This is a genomic window from Amycolatopsis pigmentata, from assembly GCF_042684065.1.
GTDB classification, from domain to species: Bacteria; Actinomycetota; Actinomycetes; order Mycobacteriales; family Pseudonocardiaceae; genus Amycolatopsis_E; species Amycolatopsis_E pigmentata.
In genome coordinates this window covers 442,499-461,579 of sequence record NZ_JBHUKR010000004.1, presented here as the reverse complement: position 1 = coordinate 461,579, position 19,081 = coordinate 442,499, and the positions used below count along the sequence as shown (strand labels likewise).

The following is a 19,081-nucleotide window of genomic DNA, read 5'->3' as shown; positions in this document are numbered from 1 at the left end:
CGAGGTGCCCGGGATCCGGCCGCTGACCATCGCCGTGCTGGTGAACACCACCGGCACCGGCCAGTTGACCGGCGGGCTCGCGCTGTTTTTGGTCCGCTCGGCGCACCTGAACAGCGGCCACACCTCGCTGGCCCTGTCCGTGGCGGGTTTCGCCGGCCTGTTCGGCGCGCTGCCCATCGGGCAACTCGCCGACCGGGTGGGCGCGCGGCCGATGGCCACCCTGATGCTGCTGTGCCGGGCACTGGCCACGGTGCTGTTCGTGACCACCTCCGCCTTCCCCGCGCTGATGGTGATCACCGCGCTGGTGATGATCACCGACCGCGGCGCGAACGTGGCGATCGGCGCTTTGATAGCCCAGGTCGGTGGCGCGGAACGGACGCGGGTACGGGCCTATCTGCGGTCGGTGGCGAATCTCGGCGTGACGTTCGGCGCGGCCTGTGCCGCCGCCGCGATCGCGGTGGACACCCGACTGTCCTACACGGTGATGATGTGCGCGGTCGCGGCGTTCGTCGCGGCCGGCGGGGTGCTGGTGCGGCGGTTGCCGGTCGCGGTCCGGGCCGCCACCGGCCCGCCGCGGCGGGCCTGGTCACCGACGGCCCTGCGGGACGGCCGGTATTTGGCGGTCACCGCACTGCACGGCCTGCTCAGCTTGCACTTCGACGTGCTGGCCGTGCTGCTTCCGCTGTGGGTTCTTCGGCTGCCAGGGGTACCGGCCTGGTTGGCCTCCGCGTTGATCGTGGTGAACACCATGGTGGTAATCCTGTTCCAGGTCGCCGCGAGCCGCCAGGCGGACAGCGCGCGGGCGGCGGCGCGGATCGGACTGCGGGCCGGCGCGACCTTCCTGATGAGCTGCCTGATTTTCGGCCTTACCGCGTTCCTGTCCGGGCCGTCCGTGGTGCTGGTGGTGCTGCTTTTTGTCGGCGTCGTGGTGCAGTCCGCCGGCGAGCTGTGGCAGACGGCGTCCTCGTTCACGCTGAGTTTCGACTTGGCCGACGAGCGGTCCCAAGGCCAGTACCAAGCCGTGTTCGGCCTGGGGCGGGGACTGGTCAAGGCGATCGCGCCGGTGCTGCTCGGCGCACTCTGTCTCGATCTCGGCTTCACCGGCTGGGCACTGCTGGGCCTCGGCCTGCTCGGCTGTGGCCTCCTGCTGGTCCGGCTGGTGCCGGCGCTCAGCGATTGATCACGAGTCCGGGTGCTGCGCCGTGGCGAGGGGCAGTTCGGCCAATCTGCGGCGGTGCCAGGCGTCGGTCCGGGTCAGCAATGCGGCCAGCGGCGCACAACTTCGGGGCACCGCTGAATAGAGCGGGCCGAATCGCGCACCGCGCAGGCGTTTGGCCTCGAGGGTGCCGGGACCGAGCAGCAATGTGGTCCGCCCGGTGTCGTAGCAGTGCTTGATCGGCAGGTAGTAGGCGGCGTTGAAATAGCCCGCGACCGTTTTCGCTTCAGGCAGCCGAAAACCCGCGCTGTAGCTCATCGCGGTGTCTCGGGCGGTGAGCACGCAGGTGGAGGCCAATAGCCGGTCATCGGCAAACACCATGCTGAGCAGGAAATCCGCGCCGAAAGCGGCGAGCAGCCGCCGGTAGTTTCCGGCCACGGCGGCCGGTTCGATGGACTGGCCGCGAGCGCGGTAAGCGGCCGCCACCAACTCGGCCGCCGGGTCGATGAACGGTTCGGCCGCCGCACCAGCCACGATCCGGCCGGCACCGGGGGAGGGCGCGCGCAGTTCCCGGCGGATGGTGGTGCGCCGCTTGGCCGGGAGGGTGGCCAGCAGATCGGCCAGGTCGGCACCGGGCAATGCGATACTGGCGTACAGATCGGTGATGCCGACGAGGTAACCCAGGCGCGGCAACACGCGCAACAGCGGATCGCCCGCGGGGCAGTGCAGCACCACCGGCACCGCTCCGGCCGCGTCGGCGGCCTCCCCGACGGCGTGCAGCAATCCGCCGATCTCCGCGTCATCACCGACGCCCAGAAGCGGTGTGGTGTATCCGTTGGCCGCGATGACCAGCTGATCGCCGGCGGCCGCGCGGGCGGCGGCGATCGTCGCCTGGTCCTGCGGCACCCCGCGCCGGACGGCCGCGCACACGACCACCGCGTCCATGCGCGCGGGTGTCACCCCCGTGGAACCACGCCGTATCCAGACGGCCGGACCGGGGTCCGCGCCGACGAAGCTCTGCCCGTCGCCGTCCTGCCGGGAACCGAGTGCCCAGGCCGATCCGTGCCGCGGGTCGCCCACGGTTTCCGGCCACCACAACGGATTGTGCTGCGTACCGGTGAACCACCGGTACCTCGGCGCGAGCCTGTGCATCCCCCACCCCCAGATCACCCCTTATCATCGACTTTATCCCGTGCCGAAGGAGGTTGCCAACCATATTTTCCCGTTGTAACCTCCGATTGAATGCCGGGGGACGGGCTCCGTTGTGAAATTGATCGACGGTCCCAAAAGGCTTAATGATCGACTGTCGCACGAGGGATTCGGGGGGGCGAACTGGGGATTTTTCAACCGAAGGTGTGAATTCGGCTGACTTTCGCTGCTTTGCGAAGCCGCCGCGATGCCCCCTGTCCTGGTGAGCAGGCAGGCACGTTGTCCACTTTGGATTTTGTCAATCAAGGAATGAAGGGGAATTGGCTGTGACCAGGTTACGCAAGACACTCGTGATCACCTTCGCGGTACTGCTCACCGGAGCCGGCGCGTCCGCGAGCGCGCTGGCTGTGTCATCGCCGGCCCAGCACGCGACGACCGTCACCGCCGCGCATGCGGCACCGAACGATCTGGCCGACGAACTCACCGGCGTCTGGTACAACGAACTCGGCTCGAAGATGAAGCTGACCGCGACCGCGGACGGCATGCTCAGCGGGAACTACTACTCGGCTGTCGGCGAGGCCACGGACTACTACGTCCTCACCGGGCGGTTCGACTCGGCGCCGCCCGCGGGCGACGGCGTTTCGGTCGGTTGGACGGTGACCTTCTATAATTCCAAGCTCAACGCGCATTCCACGGCCACGTGGAGTGGCCAGTACTTCGCCGGTGCCCAGCCGGAAATCGTCACCCAGTGGTTGCTGACCACGAGCAGCACCGCGGCCGCCGAATGGCAGGCCACCAATGTGGGACACGACGAGTTCACCCGGACCCCGCCGAGCGCGACGGCCATCGCGCAGGCGCGGACGGCCGGCCGTGGGTCGGCGTTCCCACAGAGCCATTAGCGCGCCGGCAGCCGGACAATCGAGGCGGTGCCGCGCACCGTCGCCCTGACCGGGCACGGTGCGCGGTAGGTGACAGGGGATCGGAGTCGACCGAGGGTAGTGTCCTTTGTGGACCAGAAGTGGAGTATGCGGCGTCCCACGGGATTCCGGAGCTGATCAGAGCGGTCGGTTCACGCATACCCGAGGCGGTGGCGATCGCCGAGCAGGCGTGGACCTATCGACGCCTGGAAAGCGTGTCCGACCGGATCGCCGCGGCGTTACGGGATCGGGAACTGCTTGCCCGCCGGAGGCGTCGTCGGTCGTGGTGGTGCCCAGATCCCGCAGCAGCAGCTCGACCAGTCCGGATTCGACGTCCAATCCCATGCTTCGGGCCGGGAACAGGATTGCCTCGCGCAGTTCGGGGCAGCGGTGAACCACGGTGAGTCGGCGCAGTTCGGATGGTCCTATGGCTACCTGACCTGACGGTGTTCGCCAGTGGGTGTGGCAGCGAGCATGGGGCTACCCGCTGCGGGGTTACCTGTCGCGGGTTCGGGTTGCGGACTCCGGCGCAATTACGACGTTGAAGTTACAGTCTCCCGACGACCTAGTCGGCTGTCGGGGAGCGGTCGGCGAAAACGCCGTGCAGCATGCCGGTGGCCTGGCCGATTTCGATGAGATAGCCGTCCGGGTCGCGGAGGTAGCACCGCAATTCGGCTTTGCGGTCGATGGGTTCGGTGAGGAATTCCGCGCCTTTCGCGCGGGCGTCGGCATAGAACGCCGCGATGTCGGCCACACGGACGTTGAGGAACGCCGATACCGGGTCGCCGGGCCGGGGCGGAGTGAGCACGACGTCCGGTTTGTCCGGGGTAGGCCCGCCGCCGGGGTTCAAGATGATCCAACTGTTGGCGATCCGGACGATAGCGGGATTCTCGGCGAGCACGACCTGCCCGCCGAAGATGCCGGCGTAGAACTCGCGCGAGACCGCGACATCGCGCACAGTCAGGAAATGCGTTATGACCAGGCCTACCCGCGGCGCGGGAAGGTCGTCGTGATCCGTCACTGATGCCTCCTGCGGGATCGTCGGGCCGCCAGTCGCCGGTCGTCCCAGCGGTGAGATCGGCCTCCAACGCGGCGCGATCCCGGTCAGCAGGGCCGCCACGGCCGCATACGTCGTTTCCAGGAATCCACCGACCGTAGCAGTTTTCCGTCATCGTGCTATCAGCCCGCCGCCTGCCTGGGCCCGGGCCCGCCCGAACCGGCTGGATATTTCTACGGCGAGCGCATAACCGGATAGTCAACCCGGACAACAGGTAGAGCGCCAGCGGCCAGGCACCGTTGATCGCCTCGGGCAGGCCTTTCAGCCCATCGCAACACACGATCAGGACGTCCTCGATCCCGCGGTTACGCAGCTCGGCCAGCACCCCGGCCCAGTGCTTGGCCCCCTCACCACCGGTGCCCGCCCACAGGCCCAGCACGTCACGCTCACCAGCAAGGTTGACGCCGACCACCACCTAAATCGGCCGGTTCGCGACCTGACCCTCCCGGATCTTCGCATGAATCGCGTCAATCAGCAGAATCGGATACACGCGTTCCAGTGGCCGCGAAGACCATTCAGTCATCTCACCAAGAACCTTGTCGGTGATCTTCGAGATCAGCTCACGCGACACCTCCACCCCGTAGATCTCCGACAGGTGCTTCTGAATCTCTCCCATTGGTGGTGGAGCGCCGGAAGTTGAGGTTCGAGAGCGGATGAGCCGAGGGTACCGTTGGACGCCAGGCGGCGAAAGCCTCTCCCCCTGGCCGGTGAACCAAGCGGATTAATGCCAGTTCCCTTGGTGATCGCGATGGGTCGACAGGTACGCGCCGGGAGCGAAGTGGTGGTCGTAGAAGTCCGTGTCGATGTGCTGCGCCTGTAAGTAGTTGAGGATATGGACAGTGGGGACCGTGCCGGGTATTTTGCCGAAAACGTCATCGATGTAGCGCACCTGGAGCGCCAGCCGTTCGAGGAAACGGGCATCGTAGGGTGCGGCCGAACCTCGTACCCTGGCGTTGTCTTTCCACGGGCCTGGGGTCTGCGCATTCAGTGGCCCGCCCCTGCCGAATTTCCGCTGGGCGAACCTCTCGACCGCGTCGTCGGCGTCACGGACGTGTGGACGGGACAGTGTTTCGAACACGCCGGGCAGGCCGGTGGGGTTGGGCAACGTCCAGCGGTCGTCGTGCTCGACGTGAAATTCCAGGCCAGGAACCTCCGGATCGCCTGAGGCCCCGAGGATCGAGAGACGATCGATGCCATCGAAGGTCCAGCCTCCGAGTCCCATTGCCCCCAGGAGGAGGTGGCCGTTGTAGACGCTGGTGATGAGTTCGGCGCTGGCTTCCGCCAGGGTGTACTGCTCGGCGAACGAGAGGGGGAAGGGATCGCCGGCGTGCCGGAGGTCGGTAAAGGTCTCCACGCCGGGAATCGGGCGGTCATGGACGTCGTCATAGACGGCGTAACCGTTCTGCAGGAAGAAAGCCAGGTTGGCGATGAGGTGCTGTGCCAGGTCTGCCACCGGAATCACCAGCAAAGAGCCCGGATGGTTGGCGATCCAGGTGTTGTGGCCCTCGAGATACGGCTCTTGCCGGGGGAGATGGATGCGCGACGACGACAGCTTCCGGTAGCGCGCGGACGTGGTCTCGAGCCAGGCGTCGATGTCGACCTTCCCGTCGTCCACCTCCACCGCAGGTGCTTCGTCGCGAGTGGACAGAAAGTAGGTGCCGGAGTCGTCGGTGAAGAAGAATTCGGTTGTGTGAAAGCCTGCTGCCGAAGGGAAGGTCCGTCCGCCGGCTGAACCTGGATAGTTCGGAAACGCCGGCGCGTAGCCGGGATGATGGGTTATGCCGAAGTTCCAGCCGGTGACCCCGGTTACCGTCGCGAGCACGAGCGCTCGCTCGAGTTCGCTGAGCGGTTGGGGCTTCTTGTTGCTGCGGAAGGCAAGTTCACCGGCCGGTACCTCTCCGCCTACCGGGAACCGGCGTGATCGCCGTCCGTAGATGCTTGCCAGGAGTGGAAATTCCAGCAGTTCCCGGATCGCTTTCCGTTCTGCAGCACTGATACGGAGCGTCATCAGGCGTCTCCGTTGACGACGTCGGTCTTGTCCAGTTCGGCCGAGGGGATCCCGCCACCCTCGTACGGGTTGCCGGTTGCCGCGAGGAAGCGTTGCCACTCGGCCGCGTGGTGGCGGACGAGGTAGCGCACGACCTTGCCGTTCTCGACGTTGAGGGTCGCCTCGGTGTGCAGGTGTAGGGGGCCGTCGGGCAGCGTGCCGATGATCGTGTAGTCGGCGACGATCGTGTCGGCGGACCGCGCGGTGGCGGTGCCGGCGATGGCGAGGTCCGGGATCGTGCGACGCAGGAATGCGCCGTAGTTGCCCTCCCCGGCGACCGTGTCGTGGTCCAGGACGGTGTATTCGTGCTGGTCGGTGGGCTGCTCCCACGGGGCGATCGCCACCTCGATGACGGCCGCGAAGAGGGTGTGATGCACGCTGTGGTACATCTCGAAGTCGACGTTCAGGGCGGTCCGGATGCGGCGGGCCATTTCGTCGGTGTTCTCGGGCGTGTTCATGGCCTCCGAAGTCCATTTGGGCGCTGCGGGCGGTGTCGTTTCTTTTGTCATTTCGGTCATCCTTCGGTTGAGGTGAAGGCCTGGCGCGGACCCAAGGTCGGGCCGGCCGGTGGGTGGGTCGGGTCGAGAGCCGCGAGGAGCGTTCGCGTGTAGGGGTGCTTGGGTGATCGCAGGACGTCGGAGACGGCCCCGTGTTCGACAATCGCGCCGTCCTTCATCACCAGGGCACGGTCGCAGACCTGGTGGATGACGCCGAGGTCGTGGGAGATGAACAGCAGCGCGACGCCGAGGTCGCGGCGCAGGGTGGTGAACAGGTCGAGGATCTGCGCTTGGATCGTGACATCCAGTGCGGAGACGGGTTCGTCGCAGACCAGGATCTCCGGCTCCGGCCCGAGGGCCCTGGCGATGGCCACGCGTTGACGTTGCCCGCCGGAGAGCTGCATGCCGCGCCGGTCCAAGATGGCGTCGTCGAGCCCCACCCGGTGCAGCAGTTCGACGATGCGGGACCGGTTGGCGGAGGCTCCTCGTCGTCCGGGATGGCCGAGCCCTTCCCCGATGATGCGCTCGACGGTGAATCGTGGGTCGAACGAGCTGAGGGGATCCTGTGGCACGAGCTGGATGCGGGACCGGCGCGACCGTCGTTGGTTCTCGCGCAGTGAAGACCACGGAGAGCCGTCGAGCCGCACCTCCCCGCTGGCGGGGGTGAGCATGCCGAGCACGATCTGGGCCGTCGTGGTCTTGCCGGACCCGGACTCGCCGAGGACGCCGAGCGCCTCGCCTTCCCGCAGCGAGAAGGAGACCTCATCGACGGCAGTGCGCCAGCTGCCGTCGGGGGAGCGGAAACGCTGGGAAATCGTGTCGGCCTCGAGGACCGTGCGACCGGTGGCCGGTGCCGGTCTGGTGACGACGGGGTGATCGGCCAGGCCGGCGTCGGTCTTCAGGGGATGCCAGCACCGCACTCCTCCGGCCCGTGATGCGGTGCCGGTGAGGGGCGGCAACTCGGAACGACACAAGTCGTCGGCCAGCGGGCAGCGGGTCTGGTAAGGACAGCCCGGTCCGGCGGCCGGTGGCGCCAGGGCGGCACCGGTGGGACGGACCCTCCTGCCGAAGGACGGCGCGGCGGCCAGCAGGTCGCGGGTGTAGGGATGGGTGGGGCTGCCCAGGACCTGCTCGGCCGGGCCCTGTTCGACGACAAGTCCGGCATACATGACGGCGATCTGGTCGGCCATCCGTGCCACCACGGTGAGATCGTGGCTGATCAGCAGCACGGCGGTGCCGGCGTCACGTTTGGCCGCCAGCAGGTCGAGCACCTGTGCCTGGATCGTGACGTCGAGCGCGGTGGTCGGCTCGTCGGCGATGACCAGCGACGGGCTGGCGGCGATGGCCGAGGCGATCAGGGCGCGCTGCTGCAGGCCACCGGAGAGCTCGTGGGGATACTGGCGGGCCCGCTGCGCGGGATCGGGGATGCCCGCGTCGGCCAGCAGGGAGATGACCCGGTCGCGGAGACCACGCCGGCCGAGCAGGCCGTGCACGGTGAGGGGTTCGGCGACCTCGTCTTCGACCCGGCGCAGAGGATCCAGCGAGGTCAGCGCATCCTGCATGACGAAACCGACGCGCGCCCCGCGCAGCCGGCGCCACTGCCGCTCGCTGTTGTCCAGCAACCGCTGTCCCTCGAAGGTCAGTTCCGTGGCGTTCACGGTCGCGGTGTGCCCGGCCAGCCCCACCAGGGATCGAGCCATGACGCTCTTGCCCGACCCCGACTCGCCCACGACCGCTAGGCACTGGCCCGCCGGCAGCGCGAGGTCCACGCCGCGCACCGCCTCGACCACACCTCGGCCGATGGTGAAGCGGACCGACAGGTTTCGTGCGGTCAACAGCGCGTCGTCCAGGCGTGGGCTCATCGGAGGCCCCTTCCTTCGAAGCGGGTCTGGAGCTCCCGGCCGAGCACGCCGATGCTGATCACGGTCAGTGTGATGGCGAGGCCGGGAAACACGGCCGGTGCCCAGGCGTCGGAAAGGTAGTCACGAGCCTGCGACAACATCGAGCCCCATTCGTCGGAGGAGGGTTCGGGACCGAGCCCGAGGAAGCTCAGCGAGGCTCCGGCGATGATCGATTGGCCCACGTTCATGGTGGCCAGTACCAGCATCGCCGGCAGGACGTTGGGCACGATGTGGCGGACGAGCACGCTGTGGCGTGGCAGCCCGGCAATCGTGGCCGCTTGCACGTAACCGGCACGGGAGACGACGAGGGTCTGCACGCGGACCACGCGGGCGAATCCCGGGGACAGGGCCACGGCGATGGCGACGGCGACACTGACCCCGCCGGCCCCGCCGATGGCGACGATCAGCAGCGCCATGAGGGTGGGCGGCACGGACATGAAGATGTCCGCGAGCCTCATCGCGGCCTCGTCGGCGATCCGCCCGCCCAGTCCGGCCGCCAGGCCCCAGACGACGCCCGCGATCGCGGCGAGTGCCGTCGCGCCGAGCCCGAGTGTCAGCGAGGCGCGGGCACCGTAGACGACCCGGGCGAAGATGTCGTGTCCGAGTTGGTCGGTACCGAAGACATGCGCCGCGCTGGGGCCCTGCAACGCGTTCACCGGATCGATGCCGCCAGGGTTGCTCGCGAAGAGGCCGGGGAACAGTGAGACCAGGCAGATCAGTGACAAGTAGAGTACGACGACGGCCAGTCCGGGCCGCAGCGCTCCGCGCGGCGAGCGCCGTCTCCGGCTGATGCTGATCGGCGCAAGCTCAGGAGGCAGGTCCCCACGCGTCAACGCCGTCATTGCGGAACCGTCCTCAGCCGCGGGTCGACGAACCGGTAGAGCACGTCGACCCCGGTGTTGATGACCACGAAGGCGACGGTGGCGAGAAGGACCACACCGGTCACCACCGGCAGGTCGCGGCCGTTGACCGCCGTGACCGCGACCTGACCGATCCCCGCCCGCGCGAAAACCGTCTCCACCACGACCACACCGCCGAGCAGGCTGCCGAGTGTCCATCCTGACAGGGTCAGAACGGGCAGCAGCGCGTGTCTGAGGGCGTGACGCAGCTTGAGCCGGGCCGATGTCGCGCCGCGAGCGCGCACGGTCGTCGCGAAGGGCTGATCGAGCGCCCGCTCGAGCCCGTCGCGCATCACCAGGGCGAGGGTGCCGGCGATGGGCAGAGCGAGGGTGACCCAGGGCAGCACCAGCGAGCGCGCCCCTTCGTTGCCCAGCACCGGAAACCACTGCAGCCGGAAGGAGAACGCGGCGAGCAGCAGGATGCCCACCCAGAAGCTCGGGGTCGACACGGCCACCAGTTCCAGCGTGGAGAGCAATGCCCGGGTCTTGGGCCTGCCCGCGCTGCTCAGGGCGAGGACCAGCGCCAGGGCGAACCCGAGCACGGCCGCCCCCAGCGCCACGGAAACCGTGGACCACAGCTGCGTGAAGATGACTGAGCTCACCGGCTGGTTCAGCTGGTAGGACGTGCCCAGTTGTCCGTGCAGGAGGTGGCCGAGGAACCGCCCGTACTGGACCGGGAGTGGCTGGTCGAATCCGTACTCCCGGTTGATCTGGGCCAGCAGCCGGACGGAGGAGCCGCTGATCATCCCGCCACCCCCGGCGATCACCCGGGCGGGATCGCCATGGAGCAGGTGCAGTCCGATGAACGCCAAGGTGGCCGCGCCCCAGATCACGAAGATCCCGAGCATCAGGCGGCGCAGCCACCATCGCGCCGAGGGCGGCAGATGCGCCCTCACCTGGTCATCCAGGCGCCGTAGAACTGCGGGAATCCCTGAGCGTCGAAGGTGACGCCACGCAGCTTCGCCGACGCTCCCACCAGGTATGGCGCGACATAAGCCGGCAGCACGTAGGCATTTTTGAGGACGTAGGCCTGGGCCTTGGCGTAATCGCTCTTGGCGACGGCCGCGTCCGAGGTCGCCGCTCCCTCGTTGATCCAGCCGTCCAGTTCCGGCGAGTTCGCCAGCGAGATGTTGGCGCCGCCCTTGGAGAAAGTGGCATCGGAGGCGAAAGTGAAGCGCAAGATGTCGGGATCGGCCCGGGTGTTGCTGACGTCCAGGAGGTCATAGCCGCCGTTCAGTACGGCGTCGGAGTACGCGCCTTCGTCGAGGTTCGGACGCTCGACACGGATGCCGACTTCCTTCGCCTTCGCCTGGATACCCTGCCCGAGCACGTCCCGCTGGTCTCTGTTGAGCAGTGCGAAAGACGGCCAGACGAGCTTCAACTCCTTGCCGTCCTTGGTTCGGTATCCGTCCGCGTTCGTGCTGGCCCATCCCGCCTGATCGAGGAGTTGCCTGGCCTTGGCGAGGTCATAGGCCTGCAGGGACTTCTCCGCTTCGGGGTCGTAGTCGGCGGTGGAGGGCGCCAGGACGTTCTTGGCCGTCGCGTATTGACCGAAGTAGATGCTTTGCACCAGTGCCGGCATGTCGATCGCGGCCTGGAACGCCTGCCGGACCAGCGGGTCACTGGTCAGCGGGCTCTTGACGTTGAAGAAGATGCTGTAGTCGGCGCCGGGAATGTCGCCCTTGAGCACCTCCAGCTTCGGATTGGACTGCACCGTCTTGACGCGGATCGGGGGCAGGCCGTCGATCCCTTGGGCCTGTCCGCTGGTCAGGGCGCCGTACCGGGTGGTGTCCTCGGCGACGTAGTTGAAGTTCAGCGTCTCCAGGTAGGCCGAGCCGGTGTGAGGCGCGTTCGACGGTGGCGAGGCGTAGTCGGGGTTGCGAGTGAGTTTGACATCCTTTTGCTGGGTCCAGGAAACGAACGTGTAAGGCCCGGTACCGACGGGCTTGTAGTCGGTTGCGGGCACCGCCAAGGCCTTCGAGCTCTGGATCCCCAGAAACGGCGTGGAGAGCGCCTGGAGGAGCGGCCGGAATGGCTTGGACAACGTGATCTTGATGGTGGAGGCGTCGATCACCGTGGAACTCTTGTACGGGGCGATGAGAGAAGCGGCGTACTGGGACTTGGTCTCCGGCTGCACGATGTGGTCCAGCGTCGCCTTGACCGCGCCCGCGTCGAACGGGGTGCCGTCGCTGAACTTCACCCCTGGCTTGAGATCGAAGGTGTACTCCAGCCCGTCCGCGGAGATCGTCCACTTCGTCGCCAGCCACGGCTGGAAGGTCGACGGCCCCGCCTGCACCACCAGTGAGTCGAAGATGTTGCGGTCGATCAGCCCGGTGACCTCGGCCGGGCTCACGCCCGGATCCAGGGTGAGCTGTGCCTGATCGACCAGGTAGGTCAACTCCCCGCCGTGGACGGGCTCGCTGCTCCCGCCGCCCGTCCCTTCGCTCGAGGACGCACAGGCCACGGTTGTCGTGGTCAGGGCGACCACGCCGACCACCATGGCGCTCCAGCGCGCCATCTTCGATGCTGGCATCGGAACATTGCTCCTTCATCAGGGCGCGCCGACCGGGCTGCCGAGCGCCTGACCCGAACAGGGCCGCGGAATGCCACAACTGGGGAGTGTCCCCACATTGCTTGGGGAGTCTATGGGACGGGTCCGGATAGACTGACGTCGTCCAAGATGTGAGATGTGGGGACGCCAACCGTGACGCGAACACCGACGAGCCCGCCGCGCCGTACCGATGCGCGGCGTAACCGTGAGCGTCTGGTCGAGGCCGCGATGCGGGTCTTCACCGCGCAGGGGGTGGACGCGCCCCTCGACACCATCGCGCGGGAAGCCGGCGTGGGCAACGCGACGATGTACCGCAACTTTCCGACTCGGGAAGCGATCCTGGAGGTCGTCCTCCGCGACCTGCACGACGAACTCGGACGCAGGGCGCAAGATTTGTTGCGCGTAGAGCCGCCGGGTGAAGCCTTCACGCTGTGGCTCACGGAGTTTCTCGATTACACGCAGTCGTTGCTCGGCCTGCCGGAGCCGCTGGAGTCGGCGATGCGCGACGAGAGTTCGGCGCTGTACGCGTCGTGTGCGGGTATGCGCGTCTCGGCCACCCGGTTGCTCACGCGGGCGCAGGACGCGGGGGAGCTGCGCCGTGATGTCAGGGCTGACGATCTGTTCGCCCACGTGCTCGGAATAGCCTGGGCGACTCAGCATGCCGGCGACAAACGTGCTCAGGCGGGCCGGCTCCTCGCTGTGCTGACCGACGGCATTCGAGAAGCGTCGGCCCTCGGCGGCGACTGAGCTTCCTCGGGGCAGGCGTTCCGCGACCGTCGTGTCCAAATTCGACAGTCAGGCGCCTGGCGTACTTGTGAAGTGGCGAGCGCGTGCCTAGTGTCGGACCAGAAGTGGGGATAGCCCCCAGTTCTGGTTGGAGGAGGACCCGCGTGTTCGCCGAACATGGTGCAGGGCTCGTGCCATGAGGTATTCCCTTGTGGAGTTGGCTCCCGTGGCCCCGGGGTCAAGCAAGCAAGCGGCGCTCGCGCACGCCATCGAGGCGGCCCAGGAAGCCGAGAGCCTGGGCTATCACCGGATCTGGTACGCCGAGCACCATCACAGCACCGGGTACGCCGCCCAGGATCCGGTACCGCTCATCGCTGTGGCCTCCCAGAACACGTCGCGGATACGCGTCGGATCAGGGGCGGTCCTGCTGAACCATTACAGCCCCTACAGCGTCGCTGAGCGCCTCCTGATGCTGGAGGCATTCGCGCCCGGGCGCATAGACCTCGGTCTCGGTCGCTCGACGGCGACACCGCTGATCGACTACGCGCTTCTCCGTGATCGCACCTCACGGCAGGTGGACGACTTCGCCGACCAGGTCGAGGAGATCGTCGGCTACTACCACCGTGCCTTCGACCCGGGGCATCCGTTCGCGCGGATCGACCTCACCCATGGGATCGAGGGCACTCCCGAGATCTGGCTGCTCGGATCCTCCGGTAACAGCGCGGGGTTGGCGGGAAGGCTGGGGATCGGTTATGTGTTCGGCGGGCATATCAACCCCGCGATGGCGCGCTCCGCGCTGACTCGGTACCGGCAGAGCTTCGTCGAGACGCCGTTCGGCGCCCGGGTTTCACGACCCGTGCTGGCACTGAACATCGTCGCGGCGGACGACGAGGAGCTCGCGCACCGGCTGACCTGGCCCGCTCGAGCGTTGCGTGCCGGGGGACGTGATCGGCCGATCCCCACTCTCGCCCAGGCGACGGCGGAGCTCGACGACGTCCACAAAGGACAACCGAGTACGGTGGAGGGGTCCGTGATACCACCGCAGATCTCCGGCACGCCGGACTCGTTGAGGGCGCAGCTGGAACCGATCGTCCGCGCTACCGGGGCTACCGAAGTGATGGTCCAGGACATGCTGACTGACTTCGATCTGCGTAGCCGGTCCCGTGAGCTGATCGCCGAGGCGCTCGCGAAGGTCGACCCCCAGGGCTGATCAGCCGGTGGCTGTTTCGCGCAGCACGGCTTCGATCTCCAGCAGGAGTTGCACGTCTTGACCGACGATGAGCCGCCCGTTGCCGAGCCGGGCATCGAAGGTGATCCCGAAGTCGCTCCTGCGGATGGTGGTGGACGCGGAGAAGGACACCTTGGACTCGCCCTTGATGCCCTCGCCGAACCCGTGCAGCTGCAAGGCGAAGGTCACCGGTTTGGTGATACCGCGGATGGTGAGTTCGCCATCGAGGGCGAAGTCCTGCCCCGAGGCATGCAGGCCGGTCGAGGAGAACTCGGCGGTGGGGTGGTTCTGGAGATCGAGGAAATCCGGCCCGGCCAGATGCCGGTTGAACGTTTCGAGCCCGGTGTCCAAGGAGGTCAGATCGACCGAGGCGACGACGGAGGAGTCGAGGGGGGAAGTGCCCGTCACGATCTCTCCCCGGTATTTTTCCACGCTCCGGCGGAAACGGGTCAGTCCGAGGTGACGCACGACGAAGGACACATCGGAGTGAACCGGATCGATGTCCCAGGTTCCTGGGGCGTAACCAGGAATCTCAGCCGCCACAGCCATTTGCCCTCCGTCTGCCTCCGGTCGCGCTGTCATGACTGGAGGCTAACCGGCATCGGCGTGCGAAGTCTCTCGGCAATCCCTTTCTTCTCAACGTCTGGAAAGCCCCACGGGGATGGTGTATGCGGGTCGTGCCCGGTCAGGGGAGAACAAGCCGCGTCCACATACTGGGCCGTAACCGGCGACAGTTTTCTTTCAGGGTGAAGAAAAGCATCATCGAGTCGTCCTGGGACGTGGCTGACTGGACGGGCACGTGCTGTGACGGACACCGCCCAAGGGAGGAATTCCATGACCGCGATCAATACCGGTATCGAGGTCCGCAGGATCGGCGGGCGCATCGGTGCCGAAGTCACCGGCATCGACCTGGCCGCCGCTCTCCCGGCGGACCTCGTGGCCGAACTCGGCGCCGCGCTGCTCGCGCACAAGGCCCTGTTCTTCCGGGGCCAGGACCTTTCCGATGCCGACCATACCCGCTTCGCCGCGCATTTCGGCGACCTCACCGGCGCACATCCGACCGTGCCGTCCGTGCCCGGGCAGCCGCACGTGCTGCCGGTCGACGGGGAAAAGGGTGTCCGATCCAACCGGTGGCACACCGACGTCACGTTCGTGCCGGCCCCGCCCAAGGCCACCAGCCTGCGGAGTCTGGTCGTTCCGCCCTACGGGGGCGACACCCTCATCGCCAACTCCGCTGCCGCCTACGAAGACCTGCCCGGACACCTGCGCGAGTTCACCGATCGACTGTGGGCGGTGCACACCAACGACTACGACTACCTCCAGCCGCCCGCGAACGAGGCGGTCGCGGAATACCGCACCGCCTTCGCCTCCCGCACGTACCGCACCACGCACCCGGTGGTCCGCGTCCACCCGGAGACCGGTGAACGCGGCCTGTTCATCGGCGCCTTCGCCAGGAGCATCGTCGGACTGTCCACATCGGAATCCGCCGACATCCTGCGTATCCTGCAGGAATACGTGACCAGGCCGGAGAACGTGGTGCGCTGGCGGTGGGCTCCCGGCGACCTTGTGCTCTTCGACAACCGCATCACCCAGCACTACGCCGCCGACGACTACGGCGACCTGCCCCGGCTGTTGCACCGGGTTACCATCGCCGGCGACATCCCGAGGGGAACCAACGGCGAATCCAGCCGCCTCCTCGAGGGCGACGAGGCGGTCCACTACACGAACTCCTGACGCCAACTGATCAAGGAACCCTCCGGGCCTGACGCCCGGGATCACGCGGCCACCGATCCTTGGTACTCGAGAAGTCCAGGCGGCCACTTCTTCAGAAAAACGTCAAATCATTACCAGGATGTTCCGGCCGATCCTGTCGTTGCCTTTGCTGAATGGTCCAATTCGTGGGAAATCGGTTCACTGCGCGAGTGAAGGGGGTGATCTCTACGGCTCGGGGCGTGTCCGGCCAGGTCGGGTACCTCGCCCGCGATCATCGAGGTCATCGCGGCCGAGGCGGAGGTGTCGACGCGCACGATCTACAACCACTTCGAAAACAAGGAACAGTTGTTCTCGACGGTCCTCACCGAGCGCGCCACCCAGGTCGCCGACGCCAGAGATGCGCTGATCGACAAACACGGAAAGCGTGGACTCCGGCGCGCGCGACCGGTGTTGGCGCGTCCACAGTAGAATGATCGATCAGCGGGGGATGGAGGTGTGCTTGAACTCGTTGAGTTCGACCCAGTGGCGGCTGAGGTCGACTACTCGTTCGATCGTGCTGATCGACGGTTCCGGTTCGGCGCCGAGCGGGGCGCGGTTCATCAGCCGGACGAACACCGCCTTCTGCCCGGTGATGAAGGTGGGCACGCCCCAGACGTTGTGGGAATCGGCGTACTGCTCGTGCTCGGAGCGGACCTGTGCCAGAGCGGTGCCGGAGTCGATGCGGGCGAATACCTCGGCCGCGGGCACACCTTGAGCGGTCAGCACTTGCTTGATCACGGCGCGGTCCTCGAGGTGCCGACCCTCGTCATGGCGCGCCGAGAACAGGGCGCGGTGTACGTCGGGGAACCGCTCAGGGAATTCGTCGCGCACGACGAGACCTGCCTGCAGTGCGAGAATCCCGCTGTCCTGCTCAGGCTTCTCCCACACCGATGGTTGCCCCTCTTCGACGTGCGCCTGGCCGAGGGAGAACGGCAGGTAATCGACGTGCCAGTCGGCCCCCACGGCGAGGCCGGTCAGGATGTGCTCGTGCGCGTTCCGAGCGAACGGGCACCGGTAGTCCCAGGTGACGGCGAAGGTAACAGTCATACTGACCGAACTCACACCGGCGCGGTCGTGTTCCCGTGTTCACCTGATGAGAAAACAATTCCTTATGGATGTTCGTCCGACACGTTTTGCTCGGCGGCTCCCCAACCGGAACTTCGATTCGGCCGGCGCTTCTCACGGGATGGGACGTGAAATCCCGAGGAGGGCCGGAATGTTGAGCACCGTGTGTCGCCAGGGAGGCAACGGTGAAGTTCCTGCTCATCACACTGATCACGCATGGCCCCGATCCGGTGTCCGGGGTCCTGCCGTCCACGACCGAGCGTTTCCGGCGGGTGGTGGACAACGCCGTGCTGGCCGAGGAACTCGGGTTCGACGGGTACGGGGTGGGGGAGCGGCATGAGCGGCCGTTCATCTCTTCGTCACCACCGGTGGTACTGAGCCATATCGCCGCGCGGACGTCGAGGATCCGGTTGTTCACGGCAGTGACCACGTTGAGTCTTCTCGATCCGGTGCGCGCCTTCGAGGACTACTCGACGCTGGATCACCTTTCGGGCGGGCGGCTGGAACTGATCATCGGCAAGGGCAACGGCTCGGCGCAGCATCGGTGGACCTGGCCGCCAAGTGGGGTGACCCGCTGTTCTCGGCGAATGTGACGAACCCGATCGACCCGTATGCCGAGCTGATCCGGTACTACCGGGAACGGTGGGACTTCTACGGGCACGATCCGGCCACGGCGATCGTGGGCGCGGGGACGGCCGGGTTCTTCGCCGCCAAGACCTCGCAGGAGGCCCGGGAGGTGTACCGGCCGATCTTCGAGGCGCGGTCGGCATTACAACGTTCGCTCGGGTTGGACATCGTCTTCCCCACGCTCGAGGATTTCGTCGAGCGCAGCTCGGCGTTGATCGGCAGCCCCCAGCAGATCATCCAAAAGGTGCTCCGCTACCACGAACAGTTCGGGCATCAGGTGCTGCACGTCCAAGCCGACGGCGACGGGCTGACGGACAAGCAGCACCGCGAAACCCTCGAACTGTTCCAGAGCGACATCGCGCCCGCGCTGAGGCGGCACATTCCCGGCCCTGAATGGAAGGCATGATGGTGTCTGTTCTGGACAACGCGGCCTGGGCCGCGCTGACCGGGCCGCACGCGCGCTTCGCCGAACGCCACGGCCAAGCCGTGCGTTACGCGGTCGACGTGGCGCCGTTCCTTGCGGTTTCACCGGAAGCGGACGAGCGGGTATGGGCGGACGTTGCCGCGCTGGCCGGCCCCGGGGCGACGGTTTCGGTGGGGGGAGGCCTCGCGCCACCGCCGGGCTGGGAGCTGGTGGACCGGGTTCCCGGTGTGCAGATGGTCGATGCCGGGGTAGTGGCGGCGCCTGATCCGGAAGCGGTTCGGCTGACCGCGGCGGATGTTCCGGAGATGCTCGCGCTGGTCGAGCGGACCAAGCCCGGCCCGTTCCGGCGGCGCACCGTCGAGATGGGCACCTACCTGGGGATCCGGCGCGGCGGTGTGCTGATCGCGATGGCCGGGGAGCGGCTGCACCCGCCGGGCTGGACGGAAATCAGCGCGGTCTGCACCGACGCGGCGTTTCGCGGGCAGGGACTGGCGACAAGGCTGGTGCTGGCCGTGGCGGCGGGAATCCGGGAACGGGGTAAGATCCCGTTCCTGCACGCCGCGGCGGCCAACACCAACGCCATCCGGTTGTACGAGTCGCTGGGCTTCAGGCTTCGGCAACGGCCGGCGTTCACGGCCTTCCGGGTGCCGGCCGTTGCCGAAGCCGTGCCGGACTGACCGTCAGGAGTTGCCTAGCGGAAGCCCGGCCGGATTGACCAAAGAGGTCCGCACTGCTTCCTCGCCGAGGTTCCAGGCCGCGAGCCATTTGGCGTACTGACCGTGCTGGGGACGCGTCATCGAGCGCGCTGAGCGTGTCCGCGTGGACGGCGAGGGCGGTGATGGGTGACGATGGCACAGCGGGCACGGCAAGGCTCCAGGTCGAACAGGCGTAGGAAATCTTCATGATCAGCGGTCATGCCGTGCCCGCCCCACAACACCGAAACATCGGTGTGTCGCAACCTATCTCAGCAGGTCACAGCGTCCGGGAACGACTTCGCCTCAGCCCTGCCACCCTGTTGTGCACACGAATTCGAGCGCAAGTGACCGTAGTACAGAGGACTTCGCTAAATCCCGCGACTCCATAGT

The 19,081-nt window shown here is 67.0% G+C and carries 20 protein-coding genes and 1 pseudogene; 10 read left to right on the top strand and 11 right to left on the bottom strand.

The genetic code is table 11. The features are described 5' to 3' along the window. Nucleotides 1-4 precede the first annotated feature (4 nt). On the top strand, nucleotides 5-1,180 hold the full coding sequence (locus ACFSXZ_RS03905) for an MFS transporter (protein ID WP_378261283.1): 1,176 nt from the start codon (nucleotides 5-7) through the stop codon (nucleotides 1,178-1,180). On the opposite strand, the gene ACFSXZ_RS03900 is transcribed toward ACFSXZ_RS03905, so the two are convergent. Continuing rightward, complete coding sequence (locus ACFSXZ_RS03900; RefSeq protein ID WP_378261281.1) at nucleotides 1,181-2,308, bottom strand: GNAT family N-acetyltransferase; 1,128 nt, start codon at nucleotides 2,306-2,308, stop codon at nucleotides 1,181-1,183. A gap of 323 nt (nucleotides 2,309-2,631) precedes the next feature. Between ACFSXZ_RS03900 and ACFSXZ_RS03895 the strand changes: the two genes are divergently transcribed. Together ACFSXZ_RS03895 and ACFSXZ_RS03890 are read left to right on the top strand one after the other, a co-directional pair. After that, entirely contained in the window at nucleotides 2,632-3,204 is a 573-nt protein-coding gene (locus tag ACFSXZ_RS03895) for an avidin/streptavidin family protein (RefSeq protein WP_378261279.1), read from the top strand. Nucleotides 3,205-3,480: 276 nt separating this feature from the next. Then, nucleotides 3,481-3,666: a hypothetical protein gene (locus ACFSXZ_RS03890; protein WP_378261278.1), complete on the top strand. Its 186-nt coding sequence runs from the start codon at nucleotides 3,481-3,483 to the stop codon at nucleotides 3,664-3,666. A gap of 121 nt (nucleotides 3,667-3,787) precedes the next feature. Here the strand turns inward: ACFSXZ_RS03890 and ACFSXZ_RS03885 are convergent, their stop codons facing one another. The 8 genes and pseudogenes from ACFSXZ_RS03885 to ACFSXZ_RS03850 all read right to left on the bottom strand — a co-directional run bounded on the left by ACFSXZ_RS03885 (nucleotide 3,788) and on the right by ACFSXZ_RS03850 (nucleotide 12,156). Next, on the bottom strand, nucleotides 3,788-4,243 hold the full coding sequence (locus ACFSXZ_RS03885; protein ID WP_378261276.1) for a VOC family protein: 456 nt from the start codon (nucleotides 4,241-4,243) through the stop codon (nucleotides 3,788-3,790). Between the two features lie 256 nt (nucleotides 4,244-4,499). Next, nucleotides 4,500-4,892: pseudogene (locus tag ACFSXZ_RS03880) on the bottom strand (IS256 family transposase); the annotation flags it as partial. Between the two features lie 108 nt (nucleotides 4,893-5,000). Next, complete coding sequence (locus tag ACFSXZ_RS03875; protein ID WP_378261274.1) at nucleotides 5,001-6,287, bottom strand: hypothetical protein; 1,287 nt, start codon at nucleotides 6,285-6,287, stop codon at nucleotides 5,001-5,003. Further along, nucleotides 6,287-6,835: a hypothetical protein gene (locus tag ACFSXZ_RS03870; RefSeq protein WP_378261272.1), complete on the bottom strand. Its 549-nt coding sequence runs from the start codon at nucleotides 6,833-6,835 to the stop codon at nucleotides 6,287-6,289. Before ACFSXZ_RS03870 ends, ACFSXZ_RS03875 begins: the two co-directional genes overlap by 1 nt. A 5-nt stretch (nucleotides 6,836-6,840) precedes the next feature. Then, entirely contained in the window at nucleotides 6,841-8,685 is a 1,845-nt protein-coding gene (locus tag ACFSXZ_RS03865) for a dipeptide ABC transporter ATP-binding protein (RefSeq protein ID WP_378261270.1), read from the bottom strand. Further along, nucleotides 8,682-9,566 (bottom strand): ABC transporter permease, encoded by an 885-nt coding sequence (locus ACFSXZ_RS03860; protein ID WP_378261268.1) that lies wholly within the window; start codon nucleotides 9,564-9,566, stop codon nucleotides 8,682-8,684. Before ACFSXZ_RS03860 ends, ACFSXZ_RS03865 begins: the two co-directional genes overlap by 4 nt. Next, nucleotides 9,563-10,519, bottom strand: a complete 957-nt coding sequence (locus ACFSXZ_RS03855) for an ABC transporter permease (protein ID WP_378261266.1) — start codon at nucleotides 10,517-10,519, stop codon at nucleotides 9,563-9,565. Before ACFSXZ_RS03855 ends, ACFSXZ_RS03860 begins: the two co-directional genes overlap by 4 nt. Further along, nucleotides 10,516-12,156 carry an ABC transporter substrate-binding protein gene (locus ACFSXZ_RS03850; RefSeq protein WP_378261264.1) on the bottom strand — a complete coding sequence of 547 codons (1,641 nt, stop codon included), beginning with the start codon at nucleotides 12,154-12,156 and terminating at the stop codon, nucleotides 10,516-10,518. Before ACFSXZ_RS03850 ends, ACFSXZ_RS03855 begins: the two co-directional genes overlap by 4 nt. Before the next feature lie 171 nt (nucleotides 12,157-12,327). Here ACFSXZ_RS03850 and ACFSXZ_RS03845 point away from each other — a divergent pair, with 171 nt between their 5' ends. Together ACFSXZ_RS03845 and ACFSXZ_RS03840 are read left to right on the top strand one after the other, a co-directional pair. Continuing rightward, nucleotides 12,328-12,921: a TetR/AcrR family transcriptional regulator gene (locus ACFSXZ_RS03845; RefSeq protein WP_378261262.1), complete on the top strand. Its 594-nt coding sequence runs from the start codon at nucleotides 12,328-12,330 to the stop codon at nucleotides 12,919-12,921. Between the two features lie 175 nt (nucleotides 12,922-13,096). Continuing rightward, nucleotides 13,097-14,110: an MsnO8 family LLM class oxidoreductase gene (locus ACFSXZ_RS03840; protein WP_378261260.1), complete on the top strand. Its 1,014-nt coding sequence runs from the start codon at nucleotides 13,097-13,099 to the stop codon at nucleotides 14,108-14,110. On the opposite strand, the gene ACFSXZ_RS03835 is transcribed toward ACFSXZ_RS03840, so the two are convergent. Beyond that, nucleotides 14,111-14,677, bottom strand: a complete 567-nt coding sequence (locus ACFSXZ_RS03835) for a YceI family protein (protein WP_378261258.1) — start codon at nucleotides 14,675-14,677, stop codon at nucleotides 14,111-14,113. A 285-nt stretch (nucleotides 14,678-14,962) separates the two neighbouring features. On the opposite strand from ACFSXZ_RS03835, the gene ACFSXZ_RS03830 reads away from it, so the two are divergent. Both ACFSXZ_RS03830 and ACFSXZ_RS03825 read left to right on the top strand, forming a co-directional pair. Next, on the top strand, nucleotides 14,963-15,862 hold the full coding sequence (locus ACFSXZ_RS03830; protein WP_378261256.1) for a TauD/TfdA dioxygenase family protein: 900 nt from the start codon (nucleotides 14,963-14,965) through the stop codon (nucleotides 15,860-15,862). 249 nt (nucleotides 15,863-16,111) lie between these two features. Further along, complete coding sequence (locus ACFSXZ_RS03825; protein WP_378262747.1) at nucleotides 16,112-16,309, top strand: TetR family transcriptional regulator; 198 nt, start codon at nucleotides 16,112-16,114, stop codon at nucleotides 16,307-16,309. 9 nt (nucleotides 16,310-16,318) lie between these two features. On the opposite strand, the gene ACFSXZ_RS03820 is transcribed toward ACFSXZ_RS03825, so the two are convergent. After that, on the bottom strand, nucleotides 16,319-16,927 hold the full coding sequence (locus ACFSXZ_RS03820) for a DsbA family oxidoreductase (protein WP_378261254.1): 609 nt from the start codon (nucleotides 16,925-16,927) through the stop codon (nucleotides 16,319-16,321). Nucleotides 16,928-17,130: 203 nt separating this feature from the next. Between ACFSXZ_RS03820 and ACFSXZ_RS03815 the strand changes: the two genes are divergently transcribed. From ACFSXZ_RS03815 to ACFSXZ_RS03805, 3 genes are read left to right on the top strand one after another with little or no spacing between them, the layout of a single operon-like run. Then, nucleotides 17,131-17,538, top strand: a complete 408-nt coding sequence (locus ACFSXZ_RS03815; protein WP_378261252.1) for an LLM class flavin-dependent oxidoreductase — start codon at nucleotides 17,131-17,133, stop codon at nucleotides 17,536-17,538. Next, a complete protein-coding gene (locus ACFSXZ_RS03810) occupies nucleotides 17,535-17,978 on the top strand; it encodes an LLM class flavin-dependent oxidoreductase (RefSeq protein WP_378261250.1) in 444 nt (147 codons plus the stop codon). The genes ACFSXZ_RS03815 and ACFSXZ_RS03810 overlap by 4 nt, the downstream gene beginning before the upstream one ends. After that, a complete protein-coding gene (locus ACFSXZ_RS03805; RefSeq protein ID WP_378262745.1) occupies nucleotides 17,978-18,673 on the top strand; it encodes a GNAT family N-acetyltransferase in 696 nt (231 codons plus the stop codon). Before ACFSXZ_RS03810 ends, ACFSXZ_RS03805 begins: the two co-directional genes overlap by 1 nt. Nucleotides 18,674-19,081 lie beyond the last annotated feature (408 nt).